This window comes from Nonomuraea sp. NPDC052116 (assembly GCF_040680035.1).
Taxonomy (GTDB): Bacteria; Actinomycetota; Actinomycetes; order Streptosporangiales; family Streptosporangiaceae; genus Nonomuraea; species Nonomuraea angiospora_A.
Genome location: NZ_JBFAWA010000038.1, coordinates 37,623 through 56,028, shown reverse-complemented (window position 1 = coordinate 56,028; position 18,406 = coordinate 37,623). Strand labels below are relative to the sequence as shown.

General features: G+C 71.8%; 14 protein-coding genes. 9 read left to right on the top strand and 5 right to left on the bottom strand.

All coding sequences use genetic code 11. From position 1 onward, the window contains the following. Positions 1-11 precede the first annotated feature (11 nt). The 3 genes from AB0L65_RS49365 to AB0L65_RS49355 all read left to right on the top strand — a co-directional run bounded on the left by AB0L65_RS49365 (position 12) and on the right by AB0L65_RS49355 (position 5,902). Positions 12-4,313: a cation-transporting P-type ATPase gene (locus tag AB0L65_RS49365; RefSeq protein ID WP_364261511.1), complete on the top strand. Its 4,302-nt coding sequence runs from the start codon at positions 12-14 to the stop codon at positions 4,311-4,313. 100 nt (positions 4,314-4,413) lie between these two features. Further along, a complete protein-coding gene (locus tag AB0L65_RS49360; RefSeq protein WP_350726089.1) occupies positions 4,414-4,539 on the top strand; it encodes a hypothetical protein in 126 nt (41 codons plus the stop codon). A gap of 109 nt (positions 4,540-4,648) precedes the next feature. Next, positions 4,649-5,902 carry a serine hydrolase domain-containing protein gene (locus tag AB0L65_RS49355; RefSeq protein ID WP_364261508.1) on the top strand — a complete coding sequence of 418 codons (1,254 nt, stop codon included), beginning with the start codon at positions 4,649-4,651 and terminating at the stop codon, positions 5,900-5,902. A gap of 48 nt (positions 5,903-5,950) precedes the next feature. Here AB0L65_RS49355 and AB0L65_RS49350 read toward each other — a convergent pair whose 3' ends face one another. From AB0L65_RS49350 to AB0L65_RS49330, 5 genes are all read right to left on the bottom strand, one after another. Then, positions 5,951-7,498, bottom strand: a complete 1,548-nt coding sequence (locus tag AB0L65_RS49350; protein WP_364261505.1) for a DUF4038 domain-containing protein — start codon at positions 7,496-7,498, stop codon at positions 5,951-5,953. Continuing rightward, a complete protein-coding gene (locus AB0L65_RS49345; RefSeq protein ID WP_350726095.1) occupies positions 7,498-8,490 on the bottom strand; it encodes a sugar phosphate isomerase/epimerase family protein in 993 nt (330 codons plus the stop codon). The genes AB0L65_RS49350 and AB0L65_RS49345 overlap by 1 nt, the downstream gene beginning before the upstream one ends. A 13-nt stretch (positions 8,491-8,503) precedes the next feature. Beyond that, complete coding sequence (locus AB0L65_RS49340) at positions 8,504-9,343, bottom strand: carbohydrate ABC transporter permease (protein WP_364261502.1); 840 nt, start codon at positions 9,341-9,343, stop codon at positions 8,504-8,506. Continuing rightward, on the bottom strand, positions 9,340-10,281 hold the full coding sequence (locus AB0L65_RS49335; RefSeq protein WP_364261697.1) for a sugar ABC transporter permease: 942 nt from the start codon (positions 10,279-10,281) through the stop codon (positions 9,340-9,342). The genes AB0L65_RS49340 and AB0L65_RS49335 overlap by 4 nt, the downstream gene beginning before the upstream one ends. A gap of 72 nt (positions 10,282-10,353) precedes the next feature. Continuing rightward, entirely contained in the window at positions 10,354-11,631 is a 1,278-nt protein-coding gene (locus tag AB0L65_RS49330; RefSeq protein WP_364261499.1) for an ABC transporter substrate-binding protein, read from the bottom strand. 205 nt (positions 11,632-11,836) lie between these two features. Between AB0L65_RS49330 and AB0L65_RS49325 the strand changes: the two genes are divergently transcribed. From AB0L65_RS49325 to AB0L65_RS49300, 6 genes are read left to right on the top strand one after another with little or no spacing between them, the layout of a single operon-like run. After that, positions 11,837-12,724, top strand: a complete 888-nt coding sequence (locus AB0L65_RS49325; protein WP_364261496.1) for a transketolase — start codon at positions 11,837-11,839, stop codon at positions 12,722-12,724. Continuing rightward, positions 12,721-13,674 carry a transketolase C-terminal domain-containing protein gene (locus AB0L65_RS49320; RefSeq protein ID WP_364261493.1) on the top strand — a complete coding sequence of 318 codons (954 nt, stop codon included), beginning with the start codon at positions 12,721-12,723 and terminating at the stop codon, positions 13,672-13,674. Before AB0L65_RS49325 ends, AB0L65_RS49320 begins: the two co-directional genes overlap by 4 nt. Next, on the top strand, positions 13,667-15,133 hold the full coding sequence (locus AB0L65_RS49315; protein ID WP_364261490.1) for an FGGY family carbohydrate kinase: 1,467 nt from the start codon (positions 13,667-13,669) through the stop codon (positions 15,131-15,133). Before AB0L65_RS49320 ends, AB0L65_RS49315 begins: the two co-directional genes overlap by 8 nt. After that, complete coding sequence (locus AB0L65_RS49310) at positions 15,130-15,774, top strand: DUF2291 domain-containing protein (protein WP_364261487.1); 645 nt, start codon at positions 15,130-15,132, stop codon at positions 15,772-15,774. The genes AB0L65_RS49315 and AB0L65_RS49310 overlap by 4 nt, the downstream gene beginning before the upstream one ends. Next, complete coding sequence (locus AB0L65_RS49305) at positions 15,771-17,312, top strand: sugar ABC transporter ATP-binding protein (protein WP_364261484.1); 1,542 nt, start codon at positions 15,771-15,773, stop codon at positions 17,310-17,312. Before AB0L65_RS49310 ends, AB0L65_RS49305 begins: the two co-directional genes overlap by 4 nt. Beyond that, complete coding sequence (locus AB0L65_RS49300) at positions 17,309-18,391, top strand: ABC transporter permease (protein ID WP_364261481.1); 1,083 nt, start codon at positions 17,309-17,311, stop codon at positions 18,389-18,391. Before AB0L65_RS49305 ends, AB0L65_RS49300 begins: the two co-directional genes overlap by 4 nt. The last annotated feature ends 15 nt before the right edge of the window (positions 18,392-18,406 follow it).

The following is an 18,406-nucleotide window of genomic DNA, read 5'->3' as shown; positions in this document are numbered from 1 at the left end:
CGGGAGACCACATGGCGTTGTTCGGCCTGCTCAACGTTGACACGCTGCTGAACATGTTCCCGGAGCCGGTGCGGAGCGTCCTCCCGCGCTCCCGCCGGGTTCAGCCGTGCCCGGGTGGAGCTCGTATCGAGCTGCGCACCATCGGCGGCCCGCGCACCGAGCGGCGCGCCCGCGAGCTGGAAGACCGCCTCAAAGCGGTGGGAGTGTCGCGCGCCGAGGTGAACGGGGCGCTCGGCTGCGTCTTCGTGGCCTGCGACGTCACGACGGACGACATGGACAAGCTCGTGGCCGTCGTGGACGAGCTCGACGAGGCCGATGCCGAGGACGGGGCCGGGGACGGCTCCCCGGCTCCCGCCCGGGACGGCGTGGAGCAGCAGGACCGCTCCGTGGTCAGCCTCGGCCTGCATCTGGCCGGCACCGGGCTCGCTCTGGCCGGTCGGCTGGCCCGCGTCCCGCGGCTGTCCGCCGCCGTGCCCGGCCTCCTCTCGCTGGCCGAGCACACCCCGCTGGTACGCAGGGAGCTGGAGGAGCGCATCGGCAAGCCCGGCGCGGACGCGATGATCGCGATGACCCGGGTCGTCTCCCACACGCTGGCCATGCGGCCCATGTCCCTGCTGATCGACTCGGTCGCCGCGGCCGGCCGGTACGTCGACTCGCGTGCCGGGCTCAAGGCGTGGGAACAGCGCGAGGAGCAGTTCGCGACCGTGACGGGGGCGTACCGCCACACCAGGGCCGCCGCGCCGCCGCGCCCGGGCCGGCTGCCCCGCGGGCCCGTGGAGCGGTACGCCGACGCCGCCAGCGCGGTGTCGCTGGCGGGGCTCGGCCTGACCACGGTGCTCAGCAACGACCGCGAGCGGGGCCTGTCCGTGCTGATCGCCGGCATCCCCAAGGCCGCGAACCTCGGCAGGGAGGCCTTCGCCAGCGCCGTCGCGCGCGGCCTCGCCGGGCGCGACACGATCGTGCTCAACCGCGATGTCCTCGTCCGCATGGATCGCATCGACACCGTGGTCCTCGACGCCGCCGTGCTCACCACGGGCGCGTGGGCGATCGACGACGTGACCTCGCTCGGCCCCGACGTGGACGGCGACGATCTCTTCACCCGGCTCTACGCGCTGATCGATCTCGCCGACCCTTCGGTCCGGCGCGAGCGCGACGGGTGGAGCGCCGAGCCCCATGGGGCGCAGGACCGTACCAACGTCATGGTCAAGCGCGACGGGACCCCGATCGCCCTGGTCCACCTGGTCCCCGAGCTGCATCCGCTCGCCGAGGCCCTGGTCGCGGCGGCGCGGGGCACCTGCGACATGGTCCTGGCCGGCGGGGAGCCCGCCCTCGCCAAGCGGCTGCGCATGGACCGCGTGGTCCAGAACGGGCCGCGGCTGGGCGCGTCCGTGCGGGCGCTGCAGTCGGAGGGCCACGCCGTGGCCGTGGTCTCGCAGCGGGGACGCAGCGGGCTGCGCCAGGCCGACCTGGGCATCGGGGTGCTCGAAGGGGCGCGGCGCGTCCCCTGGGACGCCGACGTGATGGGCGGGCTCGAAGGCGTGCACCTGCTGCTGCAGTGCCTGTCGTCGGCCAGGAAGGCGAGCGTCCGCGGCGTCCTCGTGGCGGCCGCCGGCTCGGTCGTCGGCACCGGCCTGGCGCTCCTCGGCCCCGCCACGCTCGCCGTCGGACGCGCCAACCTGGCACGCGACTGCGCCGCGCTCGCCACCCTCACGGTCGGTGAGTGGATGGGGCGCAGCGCCGGGAGCAGGCCCGCGCCGATCCTCGCCGACCACACGCCGTGGCACGCCATGGCGGCCCGCGACGTCCTGGCCCGGCTCGCCACCTCGCCCGAGGGGCTGAGCGAGGCGGAGGCCGCGCGCCGCAGGACGGGCCCGGCGCGGCCCGCGGCGGCCGGCCCCGAATCCATGCTCAGCGCGACCCTGCACGAGCTGGCCAACCCGCTGAGCCCGGTCCTGGCCGCGGGCGCGGGCGTGTCGGCCGGGCTCGGCTCCGCGCTGGACGCCGTGCTCATCTGCGGCGTGATGGTGGTGGACGCCGTCCTCGGCGGCGCGCAGCGGCGCAACGTCGCGCGGGCGCTGCACCGCCTCACCGAGACCACCGCCATCCGGGTACGGATCCGCCGGCCCACGGGCGCCGTGGCGGGCTTCGCCGACGACCTGGCGCCCGGGGACGTGATCGAGCTGCGCGCCGGCGACGCCGTACCGGCCGACGGGCGGCTCATCCAGGCGGCCGGGCTGGAGATCGACGAGTCCACCCTCACCGGCGAGTCGCAGCTCGTCTCCAAGACGGACACGCCGACCGCGGCGCCCGCCGTCGCGGACCGCACCTCGATGGTCTACGAGGGCACGACCGTCGCGGCGGGCCACGGGTACGCCGTGGTCGTGGCGACCGGAGCGGCCACCGAGGCGGGCAGGACGGCCAGGCTCTCCCAGGAGGGCCCGCCGCCGAGCGGGGTCGAGCTGCGCCTGCGCGCGCTGAGCCGCCGGATCCTCCCGGCGGCTCTCGGTTCCGGCCTGCTCCTGATGGTCGTCGAGCTGGTACGCGGCTCGCCGCTGTCCCAGGCGCTCGCCCCGGCGGTGAGCATGATGGTGGCGGCGGTGCCCGAGGGGCTGCCGTTCGTCGCCACCGCGGCCGAGCTGGCCTCGGCCAAGCGGCTGTCGGCGCACAACACGCTGGTGCGCAACCCGTCCACGATCGAGGCGCTGGGCCGCGTGGACGTGCTCTGCTTCGACAAGACGGGAACGCTCACCGAAGGCCACATCAGCCTGCGGCGGGTGTCGGACGGCCGGGCCGAGCAGTCGGTGGCGGAGGCCACGCCGGAGTTGCGGGCCATCGTGGGCGCGGCGCTGCGCGCGGGGCCCAGGTTCGAGGGCGGGCGGGCCATCCCGCACCCCACGGACCGCGCGATCGTGGAGGGCGCCGGCAAGCTCGGCGTCACCCCGAGGTACGGCCTGCGTACGTGGCACCGCGTGGACGAGCTGCCCTTCGAGCCGGCCCGCGGCTACCACGCCGTCCTCGGCCGGTCGGAGGCGGGACAGCTGCTGAGCGTCAAGGGCGCTCCCGAGATCGTGCTCACCAGCTCCACGAGCATCGTCGTCGACGGGGAGACCGTACCGCTGGACGATCGGATGAGGCGGCAGCTGGAGGAGGAGGTGGACCGGCTGGCCCTGCGCGGCTACCGCGTGCTCGCCGTCGCCGAGCGCCCCGCCTCGAGCCGCGCCGACCTCGACGAGTCGCGCATCGAGAACCTGTGCTTCCTCGGGTTCCTGGGCCTGGCGGACCCGGTGCGCCCGACGGCGAAGCGCAGCGTGGAGGACCTGATGCGGGCCGGCGTGCGGGTCGCCATGCTCACCGGCGACCACCCCAGCACCGCGGAGGCCATCGCCGCGGAGATCGGCGCCCTGAACGGCCTGCGCGTGATGACCGGCCCGGAGCTGGAGCAGCTGGACGACGAGGCGCTGGCCGAGGAGCTGTCGAAGGTGGCGGTGTTCGCCCGGGTGACGCCCGAGCACAAGGCCCGGATCGTCACCTGCTGGCGCAAGGCCGGCAAGGTCGTGGCCGTGACCGGCGACGGCGCCAACGACGTGCCCGCGATCCGGCTCGCCGATGTGGGCGTGGCCCTCGGGTCGCGCGCCGCGCCGGCCACCAGGGCCGCCGCCGACATCGTCGTGGTGGACGACCGCATCGAGACGATCATCGACGCGATCGTCGAGGGCCGGGCGATGTGGACCTCCGTGCGCGACGCGCTGGGCATCCTGCTCGGCGGCAACGTCGGGGAGATCGCCTTCACCCTCGGCTCCAGCCTGCTCACCGGGCGCAGCGCGCTCAACGCCCGCCAGCTCCTGCTGGTCAACCTGCTCACCGACATGTTGCCCGCGATGGCGGTGGCCATCCGGCCGCCGAGCGCCGCGAGCCCGGAGAAGCTGCTGGCCGAGGGCCCGGAGGCGTCGCTGGGCGCCGCGCTGACCAGGGACATCTACCTGCGGGCCATCACCACGGCCGTGGCGGCGGGCGCGGCCTGGGTGCTGGCCCGGATGACCGGCACCCGGGGCCGGGCCGATACGGTGGGGCTCATCGGCCTGGTGGCGGCGCAGTTGCTGCAGACGCTGGCGCTGGGCGGCGGGGACCGCACGGTGGTGCTCGCCTCGGTCGGGTCCCTGGCGGCGCTGGGCGTGATCGTCTCCGTGCCCGGTCTGAGCCAGCTCTTCGGCTGCCAGCCGGTGGGGCCGATGGCGTGGGGGATCGCGCTCGGGTGCGCCGGGGCCACGGCCTGGGTGACGACCATGATCGAACGGTTGAACACCCAGGGATAGTCATCTGGAGTTCACCCTATGGACATCCGGTTTCTCACCGTATATACATCTTTCTACCCCAATGTGACTTGAAGCGTAGTTTCAATGAAGAGGTAGAGAGTTGTCCGAATTCCTGGCCTCCCTGCTCGCCAAGGCCGCGATGATGCTCCTTGAGGCACTGCTCGCTCGGTTCGTCCAGAGCCTCGCCGCGTCGATCTTCAGCCCGGCGGGCCTCCGGATCGCCTGACCGCCCCGCGCGCCCGTCCGGCGTTTCTTCGTTGCGCACACCGTTCCCTCTGAGTACAGTGTTCGCACAGAGGGAACGCCGTACGCAGCGCGGGGAGATGACGATGTCCATGAGCACCAGTTGGGACATGAAGGGCACCTGGGACACCAAGGGCCGGTGGGACGTGCACGAGCGGCCCGGCCTGTCGCAGGCGGGGCTGGACCGGATGCGGCAGGTGCTGGCCGGACATGTCGGGTCCGGGGCCGTACCCGGGCTGGTCGCGCTGGTCGGCAGGGGCGACGAGACGCACGTCGAGGCCCTGGGGACCCTGCACGCGGGCGGCACCGAGCCGATGCGGCGTGACACGCTCTTCCGGATGGCGTCGCTGAGCAAGCCGATCACGGCCGCCGCGGTGATGATCCTGGTCGAGGAGTGCCGGCTGCGGCTGGACGACCCGGTCGACGAGTGGCTGCCCGAGCTGGCCGACCGCCAGGTGCTCAGGAGCATCGACGCACCGCTGGACGACACGGTCCCCGCGGCCCGGCCGATCACCGTGCGCGACCTGCTGACGTTCACCTTCGGGTTCGGGGTGGTGCTGGCCGCGCCGGACACGTACCCGATCCAGACCGCGATCCGCGAGCTCGGCCTGGACACCACCTCGCCGGACTTCGGGCCGGACGAGTGGATCCGCCGGCTCGGCACGCTGCCGCTGATGCGCCAGCCGGGCGAGCTGTGGCAGTACCACGTCGGCTCCGACGTGCTCGGCGTGCTCGTGGCCAGGGTGAGCGGGCAGCCGCTGGAGGAGTTCCTGCGCGAGCGGCTGTTCGGGCCGCTCGGAATGAAGGACACCGGCTTCCACGTGCCCGGCGACCGGATCCACCGCCTGCCCACCAGCTACGCGCACGACCCCGAGAACGGCGAACCGGTCGTCTGGGACGAGGCCGCCGGCGGCAGGTACAGCCGCCCGCCGCTCTTCCAGGCCGGCGGCGACGGGCTGGTCTCGACCGTCGACGACTACCACGCCTTCTTCCGCATGCTCCTGGACAAGGGCGCCTTCGGCGGCGCGCGCGTCCTGTCGCGGGCCTCGGTCGAGCTGATGACGACGGACCACCTGACGCCGGGACAGAAGGTCGAGAAGGACGCGTTCGGCGACCACTTCGGCCGGCACGGCGGATACGGGTTCGGCCTGGCGGTCCGCACCCACCGCCGCAACCTGGCCGCGCCGGGCCAGTTCGGCTGGGACGGCGGACTCGGCACCACCGGGTACGCCGACCCGGCCGAGGACCTGGTCGGCATCCTGCTGACCCAGAGCGCGATGGACTCCGCCCACACGCCCCGCCTGCACAAGGACTTCTGGACCACCGCCTACCAGGCGATCGCCTGAGGCCCCGCCGCCACGCCCCCTCCAAGGCGTGGCGGCGGGTCATTCGTCTTATTCGTCGCAGAAGATGACCACGCGGGCCACCTGCCGCTCGTCCTCGACGGCCTCGCCGGGCCGGCGCCGGCCGCTGGCGACGACGTCGCCGGTGCGCGGGTCGACGACGCGGTAGGCGGTCGGCAGCCCGTCCTCGCGCGTCGGGCGCAGCGCGCCGCCGTGCTCCTGGTAGACCACGTGCAGGCGGCCGGGCACGCGCAGGGAGCGCGGGCTGATGAACGTCTCCCAGTCCGGCTCCATGTCGGTCGTGGGCAGGCCGTCCAGGATCTTGCCGAGCAGCCCGACGTACGTGGAGCCCTCGAAGTCGAGGGACTCGCGCCAGCCGCCCGACGGGGCCAGGAAGTACGGCGCGTGTCCGGGCTCGTCGGCGTGCAGCTTCCACTGCCAGATGTTCGCGGCGCCGTAGACGACGCCCATGGCGCCGCCCGCGCACAGGTTGCTCCACGCCTCGTGGCCCTGCCACCAGCCGGCGGCGTTGGTGACGCTGCGGGTCTGCTCGTAGGTGGGCTCGCCGTTGGCGACGGCCTTGACGGGCGTGTCGCGCCGCATGACCGCGACCCGCTCGGGGACGTGCTCGCCGCCGTGGCCGGTCTGGCACCACTGGAAGTCCAGCCAGTCGGCGTCCTGGCAGGCCCGGTTGTCGGCGTGCGGGCGGTAGTGGATGCCGGTGGGCTGCGCGTAGCAGTCCCAGGCGTGGACCTCGGCGCCGCCGGCCGCGATCTGCGGTTCGCGGCCGGAGCCGTCGGCGCCGACCAGGTAGATCGCGGGGCGGGCGCCGTAGCGGGCCACCAGGTAGCGGCAGTAGCGGGCGTACTCCTCGGGAGGTACGACCGTACCGGCCACGTCGAGCCCCTTCCAGCCGAACCCCTGGAAGACCGGCTGGAGCACGGGCACGATCTCGTGCTCTGCCAGGATGTCCAGGAGCCGGTCCAGGTACTGGAAGTAGGCGGGGTTGAGCGCGTTGACGTGGCCGGTGGGCAGGTCCTCGAAGGCGACGTCGAAGCCCTCGTCGGCGGTGCGGTCGCGCGGGCCGGCGGCGCGCATGTCGGGCTGGACCGACATCAGCAGCACCGCGTTGAAGCCCTTGGCCTGCCGGTCGGCCGCGTACGTGCGCACCTGCTCCTCGGTGGCCCGCCACGGCAGGCCCCAGGCGGTGTCGGCGACCATGATCGCCGGGGTGCCGTCGGCGTGCACGAGGCTGCGCCCGCCCGGCGACATGGTCCAGAAGCCGTGCCGCCGGAAGCGGTGCGCGGGCGGTTCGGCGGCGTCCACCTCGATGATCCCGGACGCCCCGCGAAGCCCGCGGTCGTCGAGGGACGCGTCGGTGGTCCAGTGCCAGCGGCCGTGCGCCAGCGGCGAGCTGAACCGGATCCGCCACGTGCGGCCGCCGTCGTAGAACGCCGGCCTGCGCAGGGACAGCCCGGTGTCGTGGGTGAAGTCGGCCCACACCTCGACGGCGGTGTAGGCGTCGGGGACGTCGGCCGAGGCGGTGAGCGTGATCTCCACCTCGCGCCAGGCTCCCCCGACGCGCGTCACGTCGCCCATCAGCCGTCCACCTGGGCGCTGAGCAGCGCCTTGCGCGCGATGCGCTGCGCGGCCAGGGCGTCCTGGCGGGCCTGCGCCTCGGCGAGGGCGTCCACGTCGAGGACCTGCAGGGCCCGCCAGATCGTCCGCATGACCTCGATGCCGGCGCGGGCGGCCTCCACCGAGTCCTCGCGGAAGGGGAACTGGTCGAGCTGCCAGACGCCCTGCCAGCCGGCCTGGCGCAGGGTGTGGAAGAACTCGAAGGTCTCGACGAGGTGGATGGAGCCGACGACCATGTCGTCGTCCCAGCCGCGGAAGTTGTCGTTGACGTCGATGGCGTAGAGCCGGTCGTGTTCGAGGATGAGCTGGGCCGCGTCGGCCGGGGACTCGAGGCCGTACAGGGAGTGGCCGAAGTCCAGCAGGATGCCGACGTTGGGCACGTCCATCTTCTCGATGGCCAGCAGGGTGCGGGCGGCCGAGGAGAAGGTCATGCGGTTACGCGGCTCGCGCGGCTTGTACTCGATGGCGAAGCGCAGGTCGGGGTGGCGCTGGGCCAGCTCGCGGACGGCGTCGATGGACATCTGCCACAGCGCCTTGTAGTCGGCCTGGAAGGGGTAGTCCCAGCCGTCCTGGCCGGGCCAGAGCTTGACGTAGTCGCAGCCGAGGCGGCGGGCCAGGTCGGCGGACTCGCTGACCAGCTCGATGGCCGCGCGCCGGATCTCGGGGTCGGGGTTGGTGAAGCCGCCGCGGGCGAACTTCCTGGTGTAGATCTCCGGCGTCAGCGCGATGGCCCGCAGCCCGTTGGCCTTCAGCCGGTCTTCCAGCTGGTCCACGTCGAGGTCGGCGGGGTTGAAGGGGTAGTTGATGTCGACCACGGACAGGCTGCCGACCTGGCCCGCGCGGTCGATCGCCTCCAGCGTGGAGACGGGCGGGCCGTACCCGTCCGTGGCGTAGCGGTCGCGGAACTGCCCGAAGTGCCAGAGCCCGGCGCCGAACAGTGGTTCTGCTGCCATACGGAGTGGTCTCCTATCCCTTGATCGCGCCGGCGAGGGCGCCTTGTGTGAAGAAGCGCTGGAACATCAGATAGACGATGAGGACCGGGAGGATGGACATGATGATGAAGGCGTTGAGCTGCCCGTAGTTCGAGGCGAACTGCGACTGGAAGGCCTGCAGCGCCAGTGGCACCGTACGCGCGTCCTGGTCCTGCAGCAGCACCAGGGCCATCCCGTACTCGTTCCAGGTGGCGACGAAGTCCAGGATGAACAGCGCGGCCAGCGCGGGCTTGGCCAGCGGCAGGATCACCCTTACGAACAGGCGCCAGTTCCCCGAGCCGTCGATGCGGGCGGCCTCGTCGAGCTCGCGGGGCAGGGAGCGGAAGAACCCGTACAGGAAGAACACCTGGGACGGGATGCCGAAGGCCAGGTAGGGCAGGATGATCCCGTTCGTGGAGTTCAGCAGCCCCATGCTGGACAGCGTGGTGAACATCGGGGCGATGGCGACCTGCACCGGCACCATCGCGCCCAGAGTGATCACGATGAGCAGGATCCGCTGCCGCTTGAAGCGCAGCCGCGCGATGGCGAACGCCGCCGCGGCCGAGATCATCAGGCCGAGCGGCACCTTGATGAGCGCGATGTAGGCGCTGTTCTTGGCCACGGTCCACAGCTCGCCCCGCTCGGCGGCGGCGGTGTAGTTGTCCCACCGCCATACCTCCGGCAGCGCCCAGACGGACGAGCGGCCGATGTCGGCCGTGGACTTCAGCGAGGTCAGCACCATGAAGGCGAACGGCGCGAGCCAGATGAGCGCGCAGACGACCAGCGCGATCCACAGCCCGATGAGCGGGTAGTTGGCACGGCGGACCGCGTTCATCGCTCGTCCTCCTTCAAGGTCCACATCAGGTACGGCAGGACGAGCGCCAGGGTGATCACGAGGAGCACGACGGCCAGCGCGTTGCCCCCTCCGAAGTTGTGGTTGATGAACGACTGGCTGTAGGACCACAGGGCCAGCACCTGGCTCGACTGGGCCGGGCCGCCGTTGGTCATGCCGACGATGAGGTCGAACACCTTGAGCGAGCTGATCACGGTGAGCACCAGGACGACGGTGAAGGTCGGCCGCAGCGCCGGGAGGGTGACGTTCCGGAAGGTCTGCCAGGCGGAGGCGCCGTCGAGCTTGGCCGCCTCGACCAGGTCGGCCGGCACCGTCTGCAGCCCGGCCAGGAACAGCACCATGGAGAAGCCCGTCGTCTGCCAGACGAAGGCGACGAAGACGGAGTAGAGGGCGATCTGCGGGTCGCCGAGCCAGTCCTGGATCCACGACGACAGGCCGAGGGACGTCAACGTGCTGTTGACCAGGCCGGAGTTCGGGTTGTAGATCCACGTCCACATGGTCGCCACGGCGATCGAGGCCAGCACGGCCGGGATGTAGAACGCCGAGCGCAGCAGGTTGCGGCCGAGGAGCCGGTTGTTGAGCGCCAGGGCGAGCAGCAGGGCGAGCACCGTGGGCACGACGAGCGAGAGCACGACCCAGATGACGCTGTTGCGCAGGGCGGTGTGGAAGACCGTGTCGTTGGTGAAGATGTCCTGGTAGTTCGCCAGTCCGGCCCAGATCTGCGGCACGGTGGGGAAGCCGTTCCACCGCACGAAGCTGAGGTAGATCGCCGAGACGATGGGGAACAGCAGGAAGATCCCGTAGAGCGCCAGCGCGGGCGCCAGGAACGGCAGCGCGCCCAGGACGGGCAGGCCGCGGCGTGGCGTGCGGGGGCGGTGCGAGGGGTGGGTGGGTCGTGACGTGGTCGGGGCGGTGGACACGGTGGCCAAGGCCGCTCCTCCTCGGGTGATCGGACCGGCCGGGGAGCGGTCCCCCCGGCCGGTCACGGCTGGTCAGTCCTTATGGGTGTCGATGAACTTCTGCAGCAGCGCGCCCGCCTCCTTGGGGGCGATCGAGCCGCTGGTGACCCCGTTCTGGATGCGCCAGTACTCGGTCGTCACGTCGGTGGAGAAGTTCTGGTCGTTGTTGAGGAAGAACCCCTTGGCCTTGCCGGTCAGCTCGGCGATCTGCGTGTTGATCGGCGCGAGCGGGTTCTCCCCCTTGGTTTCCTTGTTCACCGGGACCGAGGAGAAGACGCCCAGGTACTTGCCCTCCACTGCGGCGGAGGTGAAGAAGTCCAGGAATTTGGCGGCCTCGTCCGGGTGCTTGCTCGACTTGCTGATGTACATGCCCTCGGAGAAGCCGTAGAGCCGGTCGGTGCCCGTGGGCATCGGGAAGACGCCCACGTTGTTCTGGTCGTCGCCGGCGTCGATGTTCTGCTGGGTGAACCAGTCGCCCTCGAGCTGCATGGCCGACTTGCCCGAGTGGAACATCGCGCCCGCCTCGGCCACCGGCAGGCCGGCGAAGCCCTTGTTGAAGTAGTTGCCCGACCACTGCTTGAGCTGCTCGAAGGACTTGTCCACGCACGGCTGCCCGGCCCAGCTCGTCGCGCGCGTGTTGAGCTTGTCGCCCAGCTCGGCGCCGCAGTTGGTCTCGATGAACGTGTCCAGCAGGCGCATGACGTGCCAGTTGTCCTTGCCGCCCATGGTGATCGGCGTGAGCCCGGCGTCCTTGAGCTTCTGCGCCGCCGTGGCCCACTCCTGGTACGTGGTGGGCGGCGCGCTGATGCCCGCCTTGGCGAACTGGTCCTTGTGGTAGTAGACGACCTCGGTGCGCTGCGTCCAGGGCACGCCGTGGTAACCGCCGTACTGCTTGTACGCCGCCAGGGTCGACGGGTTGAACCGGTCGGCCCACTTGTACTGCTCGTAGTACTTGCTCAGGTCGAGGCTCACGCCCGACTTGACGAGCTCGCCGCCGAGGCCGGGCCCGGCCCAGTTGTAGTAGATGTCCGGGCCGGAACTACTGCCGGCCGTGGTGCGCAGCGCGTCCTTGTGCGCATCCACCGCGCGGTACTGAAGATCTACCTTGATGTTCGGGTTCTGCTTCTCGAAGTCGCCGATAATCGACTTGAACGCGGCGTTTGCCGTGTCCGCGTTCTGCGTGACCATCCACCAGCTCAGCTTGACCTGCCCCCCGCTGGTCGCGCTGGTGTTGTCTTGGACTCGGCCGCTGCAGGCGGTCAGGAGCAGCGCAGACGCTGCCAGAGCTGCCGCTTTGCTTGGGATGTTCATTGCCTCTCCAGAGGGCTGGAGGCGATTGAATAGCTATTCAATACCGCCTGTCTATTCGAGCGGAATGTAACGTCGGCGACATACAGCCGTCAAGAAGCAGGCGAGTCGCAAGCTTCCGCACCTCATTGACATGAACGCGATGGCGGCCTTAGCTTCAAAATATGCCTAGTCATATTGGAATAGATATTCAAGGCGTGGCGCGGTGATGTCGTTGCTGGCTGCCGATCCGACGCGTTCGGCCGTCTATCGCCAGGCGGCCGAGCGGATTCGCCGGGCCGACCGGCACGCCGCGGCCGCGGAGCTGGACCATCTGGCCACGGAGGTGCGCCGGAGCATCATCCGCATGATCGACCGTGCCCAGATGGGGCACGTCGGGGGTGACCTGTCGGTCACCGACATCCTGGTCACCTGCTTCTACGGCGTGTTGTCCGTCGATCCGGAACGTCCGCGGTGGAGCGGGCGCGACCGTTTCGTGCTGAGCAAGGGACACTGCGCCGCCGCCCTGTACTCGACCCTCTCCCACTGCGGCTTCTTCCCCGAGGCCGAGCTGGACACCTTCATGGCCCCGCTGTCGGCGCTCAACGGTCACCCCAACCGCATCAAGGTCCCCGGCATCGAGACCAACACCGGCGCGCTCGGGCACGGCCTGCCCGTGGCCACCGGGTGCGCGCTGGCCGCCAAGCTCGACGGCGCTGACTGGCGCACGTTCGTCGTGCTCGGCGACGGGGAGCTGCAGGAAGGCAGCAACTGGGAGGCGGCCATGGCGGCCGCCCACCACGGCCTGTCGTCGCTGACCGCCGTCATCGACCGCAACCGGCTGCAGCAGGGCGCGAGGACGGAGGACACCAACGCCCTGGGGGCGCTGGACGACAAATGGCGCAGCTTCGGCTGGGAGGTACGCGAGGTCGACGGGCACGACCACCTCGCCCTCCTGCAGGCGATGAGCGGCTCGTCGACCGGCAGGCCGGTCGCCGTCATCGCCCACACGATCAAGGGGAAGGGAGTGTCGTTCATGGAGGACCGCGTGGAGTGGCACCACAAGGTGCCGAGCCCCGACCAGGTCGAAGCGGCCCTCGCGGAGCTGGCACGATGACCGTGACCGACCAGCAGACCGCCTTCGACTGCCGCCAGGACTTCGCCGCGGAGCTCCTGGCCCTGGCCGCCGAGGACGAGCGGATCGTGGCCGTCTGCAACGACTCCGTGGGCTCCAGCAACCTCGTCGGCTTCCGGGAGCGTTTCCCCGACCGGCTGATCAACGTCGGCATCGCCGAGCAGGACCTCGTCGGAGTCGGCGCGGGGCTGGCCAACGCCGGCAAGATCCCGTTCGTGTGCGCGGCGGCGCCGTTCCTCACCGGCCGCGCCCTGGAGCAGATCAAGGCCGACGTCGCCTACAGCGAGGCGCACGTCGTGCTCTGCGGGCAGAGCCCGGGCATGGCCTACGGCGAGCTCGGCCCCACCCACCACTCGATCGAGGACCTGTCCTGGATGCGCGCGGTCGCCGGGCTCGACGTGATCGTCCCGGCCGACTCCGTCCAGACCCGCGCCGCCATCCGCTGGGCGGCGGCCTCAGGCAGGCCCAGCTACGTGCGCATCCCGAGGTTCAAGGTGCCCGTGGTCACGCCCGAGGGCGCGCCCTTCGAGCCGCGCAGGGCGGTGCTGCTCGCCGACGGCGACGACGCCACGGTGATCGCCATCGGCTCGCTGACCTCCCGCGCGCTGCAGGCGGCCGCCCGGCTCCGCGAGGAAGGCGTCTACCTGCGGGTCCTCAACATGCCCTTCCTCGACCCGCTGGACGAGGAGGCCATCGTGGCCGCCGCGCGGGAGACCCGCGGCATCGTCACGGCCGAGGAGGCCACCATCAGCGGCGGGCTCGGCGCGGCCGTCGCCGCCACCGTCGTCACCCGCCACCCCGTCCCCATGCGCATCCTCGGCGTGCCCCGCGTGTTCGCCCCCACCGGCGACACCGCCTTCCTGCTCGACCACTTCGGCCTGTCCGCCGACGGCATCGTCAGCGCCGTCAAAGACCTGCTGCGCCATGGCTAGCCCGCTCATCCTGGCCATCGACCAGGGCACCAGCTCCACCAAGGCGCTGCTCGTGGACGAGGGCGGCCGCGTCGTCTCCCGCGCCGTCGTACCGGTGGCCGAGAGCCAGCCCCGCCCCGGCTGGGTCGAGCAGTCCGCCGACGAGCTGTGGCAGAGCGTGCGGCGGGCGGTCGCCGAGTGCGTCGGCCCCGAGCAGGCCGCCCGGGTCGCCGGCGTGGGGTTCAGCAACCAGCGCGAGTCGCTGGTGCTGTGGGAGCGCCGCACCGGCGAGCCGGTCGGGCCGCTGATCAGCTGGCAGGACCAGCGGACCGCCGCCCAGTGCCACGAGCTGGCCGCCACCGGCGCCGCCGGCCTGGTGCGGTCGGTGAGCGGGATGCCGCTGGACCCGATGTTCTCCGCGCTCAAGGCCCGCTGGCTGCTCGACGCGTACGATCCGGACCGGCGCCGGGCCCGGGCGGGCGAGCTGTGCCTGGGCACCGTCGACTCCTGGCTGCTCAGCCGCCTGGGCGGCGAGCACGTCATCGAGGTCGGCAACGCCTCGCGCACCCAGCTGCTCGACGTCGCGACCGGGGAGTGGGACCCGCGGCTGCTGGAGCTGTTCGGGGTGCCGGCCGAGGTGCTGCCGCGGGTCGTCGCCTCCTGCGGCGCCTTCCCCGTCGTCCGCGACCTCGCGCCGCTGCCCGACGGGGTGCCGGTGCTGGCGGTCATGGGCGACTCGCACGCCGCGATGTTCGCCCACGCCGGCTGGCGGCCCGGGGTGGTGAAGGCCACCTACGGCACCGGCTCCTCGGTGATGGCCATCGGCGGCCCTCCGGAGGCGCCCGGCCTGTGCCGCAGCATCGCCTGGGACCTCGGGGACGGTCCTGTTCATGCCGTCGAGGGCAACATCCGCGCGACCGGTCGCACCGTCAGCTGGCTGGCGGAGCTGTTCGACGTGCCCGCCGACGTGCTGCTGGCCGAGGCCGCAGACCCGGGCAACGTCCACTTCGTGCCCGCCTTCGGCGGCCTCGGCGCCCCTTGGTGGGACCCGGACGCGAGCCCCGTCATCATCGGGCTGACGCTCGCCACCCGCCGGGCCCAGCTCGTCGCCGCCGCCCTGGAGGCGGTCGCCTTCCAGGTCGAGGACGTGGTGGCCGCCGTCGATCAGGCCGTCGGCCAGGTGAGCGTGCTCATGGCCGACGGCGGGCTCACCCGCAGCGCCCGCTTGATGCAGTTCCAGGCCGACGTCAGCGGCCGGGCCGTCGCCCGCTCCGGCGAGCACGACCTGTCATGCCTCGGCGTGGCCGACGCCGCCGGGCTCGCGGCCAAGCTGTGGACGCTCGGCGAGCTGGAACGGCGCCCGCGACCCGCGGACCGGTTCGAGCCCGCCCTGGACGAGACGGACCGCGCGGCCAGGAAGGCCGCCTGGCACGAGGCCGTGCGCAGATCCCGCCCCTCCGGTGAAGGGAGCAGCACATGACAGCAACGGCGCCGACCCCCCGTCGGCGCGTCCCGATCCGCTGGATCACCACCGCGGCCGTCGCCGTGCTGGTCGTCCTCATGGCCGTCAGCACCGAGTACCGGACCGCCGAGACCGCGGCCGCGGCGGCTCCGAAGAAGTTCGACCCGGCCGCGTTCGGGGCCCAGAACTACGAGGCCAAGATCGTCCCCGCCGTCAAGAGCGCCGCCGTCGACCTGCCCGTCCTGCTCGACGCCCTGGCCGCCGACAAGGACGCCGCGAGCCAGAAGTACGGCAAGCGCCAGGGCACCGGCCCCTACACCTTCGCCGTCAAGGTGACGGGCGAGGCCGGCGCGGCCAGGTCCGGGCTGCTGCCCGTCACCGTCAAGGGCCTGCCGGACGGCACCCGGGTCTCCGTACAGATCGGACCCGCCATCAACGGCACCGCGCTGCGCGACGCGGTGGGATTCATCACGTTCGGCCAGTTCACCAACCAGGTGGAGTACGCCGACGCCGCCACCGCCCTGAACAACCAGCTGCGCGACAAGCTGCTCAAAGGGCTGGACGCGGCCGGGCTGGAGGGCAAGCAGATCTCCGTCACCGGGGCGTTCACCCTGCTCACCCCCCAGACCGTGACGATCACGCCGGTGGCGATCTCATGACCGGCCCCATCCTGCGGGCCGGTGAGGTCACCAAGGTGTACGGCGGCACGCACGCGCTCAAGGGCGTCGACTTCGACGTGGCGCCCGGCCGCGTGACCGCGCTGTTCGGCGAGAACGGCGCCGGCAAGTCGACCCTGATGAAGATCCTGGCCGGGATCGAGCGGCCCACCACCGGCCACGTCGAGCTGGACGGGCGGCCCGTGCGGCTGCACTCCTCCCGCGACGCGGCCGACCAGGGCATCTCCATCATCCACCAGGAGCTCAGCCTCTGCCCCAACCTCAGCATCCAGGACAACCTGTTCCTGGCCCGCGAGGTCCGCACCGCGTACGGCTCCATCGACCGCAAGGCGCAGCGCGAGGCCACGGCCGCGGTCCTGCACCGGCTGGAGGAGGACGTCGACCCGGACCGGCTCGTCGGCGACCTGCGGCTCGGCCAGCAGCAGCTGGTGGAGATCGCCCGCGCGCTGCTGCAGCAGGCCCGCGTCCTCATCATGGACGAGCCGACCTCGGCCCTGACCGCGCCCGAGGTCGATGTGCTCTTCCGGGTGATCAGGGAGCTGACCGCCGCGGGCGTCGCCGTCGTCTACATCTCCCACCACCTGGACGAGGCGCTGGAGATCGCCGACGACGTCGTGGTGCTGCGCGACGGGCGGCTGGTCGCCACGGCCCGGGCCGACGAGGTCGACATCCGCTGGATCGTCGAGCAGATGGTCGGCCGCGACCAGGACACGCTGTTCCCCAGCCGGGAGCCGGTGCTCGGCGAGGAGGCGCTGGCCGTCCGCCGGCTCACCGTGGCCGACCCTGCCGTCCCCGACCGGCTGGCCGTGAACGGGCTGTCGCTCAGCGTGCGCGCGGGCGAGATCGTCGGCGTCTACGGGCTGATGGGCTCCGGGCGCACCGAGCTGCTGGAGACGCTGGCGGGCCGCCTGCGGCCGTCCTCCGGCGAGGTCCTGCTGGACGGCGCGCCCCTGCACGAGGCCGGGATCCGCGACCGCATCGAGCGGGGCGTGGTGCTGGTGCCCGAGGACCGCCAGCGCGACGGGCTCGTGCAGACCATGTCGGTCGGGCAGAACCTGTCCCTGGCCGCGCTCGGCACGTTCGTCCGCGGCCTGTTCGTCTCCCAGGAGCGCGAGCGCGCCGCCGTCACCCGCACCATCGCCGACGTCACCGTCAAGACCAGCGGCGCCCAGGCGGCCATCGGGTCGCTGAGCGGCGGCAACCAGCAGAAAGTGATCATCGGAAAGGCGCTGCTGACCGGGCCGCGCGTCCTGCTGCTGGACGAGCCGTCCCGCGGCGTGGACGTGGGCGCCAAGGCCGACATCTTCGAGCTGATGGCGGCCCAGGCCAGGCGGGGCCTGGCCGTGCTGTTCACCACATCCGACGCCGAAGAGGCCCTGCACATCCCCGACCGGCTGCTCGTGCTCGCCCGCGGCATCCTCGTCGGCGAGTTTCGGCGTGGCGAGCTCGGGCGAGGGGGGCTGACCAGGGAGGAACTGATGCGCGTGTCCGACGGCGGAGCCCAGGACGGTTCGTCATGACGGCGACGGCGACCACCGCGGCCCCCGAGCCGGCCGCCACCCGGGCCCGCCGACTCTCGCTGCTGAACGTGGCCTTCGAGCTGCGCGCCTTCATCGCGCTCGCCGTGCTCATCGTCATCTTCGGCCTGCTGTCGGACTCCTTCCTCACCGTCCCCAACCTGATCACGATGACCAAGCACGTCGCCATCAACGGCGTGATCGCGCTCGGCATGCTGCTGGTCATCCTCAAGGGCGGCATCGACCTGTCCGTCGGCTCCATCGTGGGCCTGTCCGGGGTGGTCGCCGGTGAGCTGTTGCAGGGTCTGCACGTCGGCGGCGTGATCGCCTACCCGCCGGTGTGGGTGGTGATCGTGCTGTGCGTCGCGGTCGGCATGGCGGTCGGCCTGATCAACGGGGTCCTCGTCACCCGCTTCAACGTGGCGCCGTTCATCGCCACGCTCGGCATGCTGTACGTGGCCCGCGGCGCGGCGATGCTCATCTCCAACGGCGCCACCTACCCCAACCTGGGCGGCAACCCGGCGCTCGGCAACACCGGCTTCGAGCTGCTCGGCAGCGGGCGGCCGCTCGGCCTGCCCACCTCCATCTGGATCATGATCCTGCTGGCCGTGGCGGCCGTGCTGCTGCTGGCCAAGTCCCCGTTCGGCCGCTGGCTCTACGCCACCGGCGGCAACGAGCGGGCCGCGGACCTGTCCGGCGTGCCGATCCGGCGGGTCAAGACGATCGTGTACGTGATCTCCGGGGCCTGCGCGGCGGTCGCCGGGCTCATCATCGCCTCGGAGCTCACCTCGGCCGCCCCGCAGGCCGGGGAGACGTACGAGCTCAACGCCATCGCGGCGGTGGTCATCGGGGGCGCCGCGCTCAGCGGTGGCCGGGGAACCGTGCGCGGCACCCTGGTCGGCGCGTTCGTCATCGGCTTCCTCGCCGACGGCCTGGTGATCCTGGGCGTGTCGACGTTCTGGCAGATCCTCATCAAGGGCGCGGTCATCATCCTCGCCGTGATGCTCGACCAGGGCCAGCAGCGGTTCAAGCGACGGGGAGCCGCCGCGGCGGCGGTCGCCGCAAGCAAGAAGCACGACTGAACGACAAGGAGACAC

What these genes read in the sequence shown, in the direction of transcription:
- AB0L65_RS49320 (WP_364261493.1), top strand. Translation starts at nt 12,721, where the DNA reads ATGACCGTGACCGACCAGCAGACCGCCTTCGACTGCCGCCAGGACTTC.
- AB0L65_RS49355 (WP_364261508.1), top strand. Translation starts at nt 4,649, where the DNA reads ATGAGCACCAGTTGGGACATGAAGGGCACCTGGGACACCAAGGGCCGG.
- AB0L65_RS49345 (WP_350726095.1), bottom strand. Translation starts at nt 8,490, where the DNA reads ATGGCAGCAGAACCACTGTTCGGCGCCGGGCTCTGGCACTTCGGGCAG.
- AB0L65_RS49315 (WP_364261490.1), top strand. Translation starts at nt 13,667, where the DNA reads ATGGCTAGCCCGCTCATCCTGGCCATCGACCAGGGCACCAGCTCCACC.
- AB0L65_RS49340 (WP_364261502.1), bottom strand. Translation starts at nt 9,343, where the DNA reads ATGAACGCGGTCCGCCGTGCCAACTACCCGCTCATCGGGCTGTGGATC.
- AB0L65_RS49325 (WP_364261496.1), top strand. Translation starts at nt 11,837, where the DNA reads ATGTCGTTGCTGGCTGCCGATCCGACGCGTTCGGCCGTCTATCGCCAG.
- AB0L65_RS49300 (WP_364261481.1), top strand. Translation starts at nt 17,309, where the DNA reads ATGACGGCGACGGCGACCACCGCGGCCCCCGAGCCGGCCGCCACCCGG.
- AB0L65_RS49365 (WP_364261511.1), top strand. Translation starts at nt 12, where the DNA reads ATGGCGTTGTTCGGCCTGCTCAACGTTGACACGCTGCTGAACATGTTC.
- AB0L65_RS49310 (WP_364261487.1), top strand. Translation starts at nt 15,130, where the DNA reads ATGACAGCAACGGCGCCGACCCCCCGTCGGCGCGTCCCGATCCGCTGG.
- AB0L65_RS49330 (WP_364261499.1), bottom strand. Translation starts at nt 11,631, where the DNA reads ATGAACATCCCAAGCAAAGCGGCAGCTCTGGCAGCGTCTGCGCTGCTC.
- AB0L65_RS49350 (WP_364261505.1), bottom strand. Translation starts at nt 7,498, where the DNA reads ATGGGCGACGTGACGCGCGTCGGGGGAGCCTGGCGCGAGGTGGAGATC.
- AB0L65_RS49305 (WP_364261484.1), top strand. Translation starts at nt 15,771, where the DNA reads ATGACCGGCCCCATCCTGCGGGCCGGTGAGGTCACCAAGGTGTACGGC.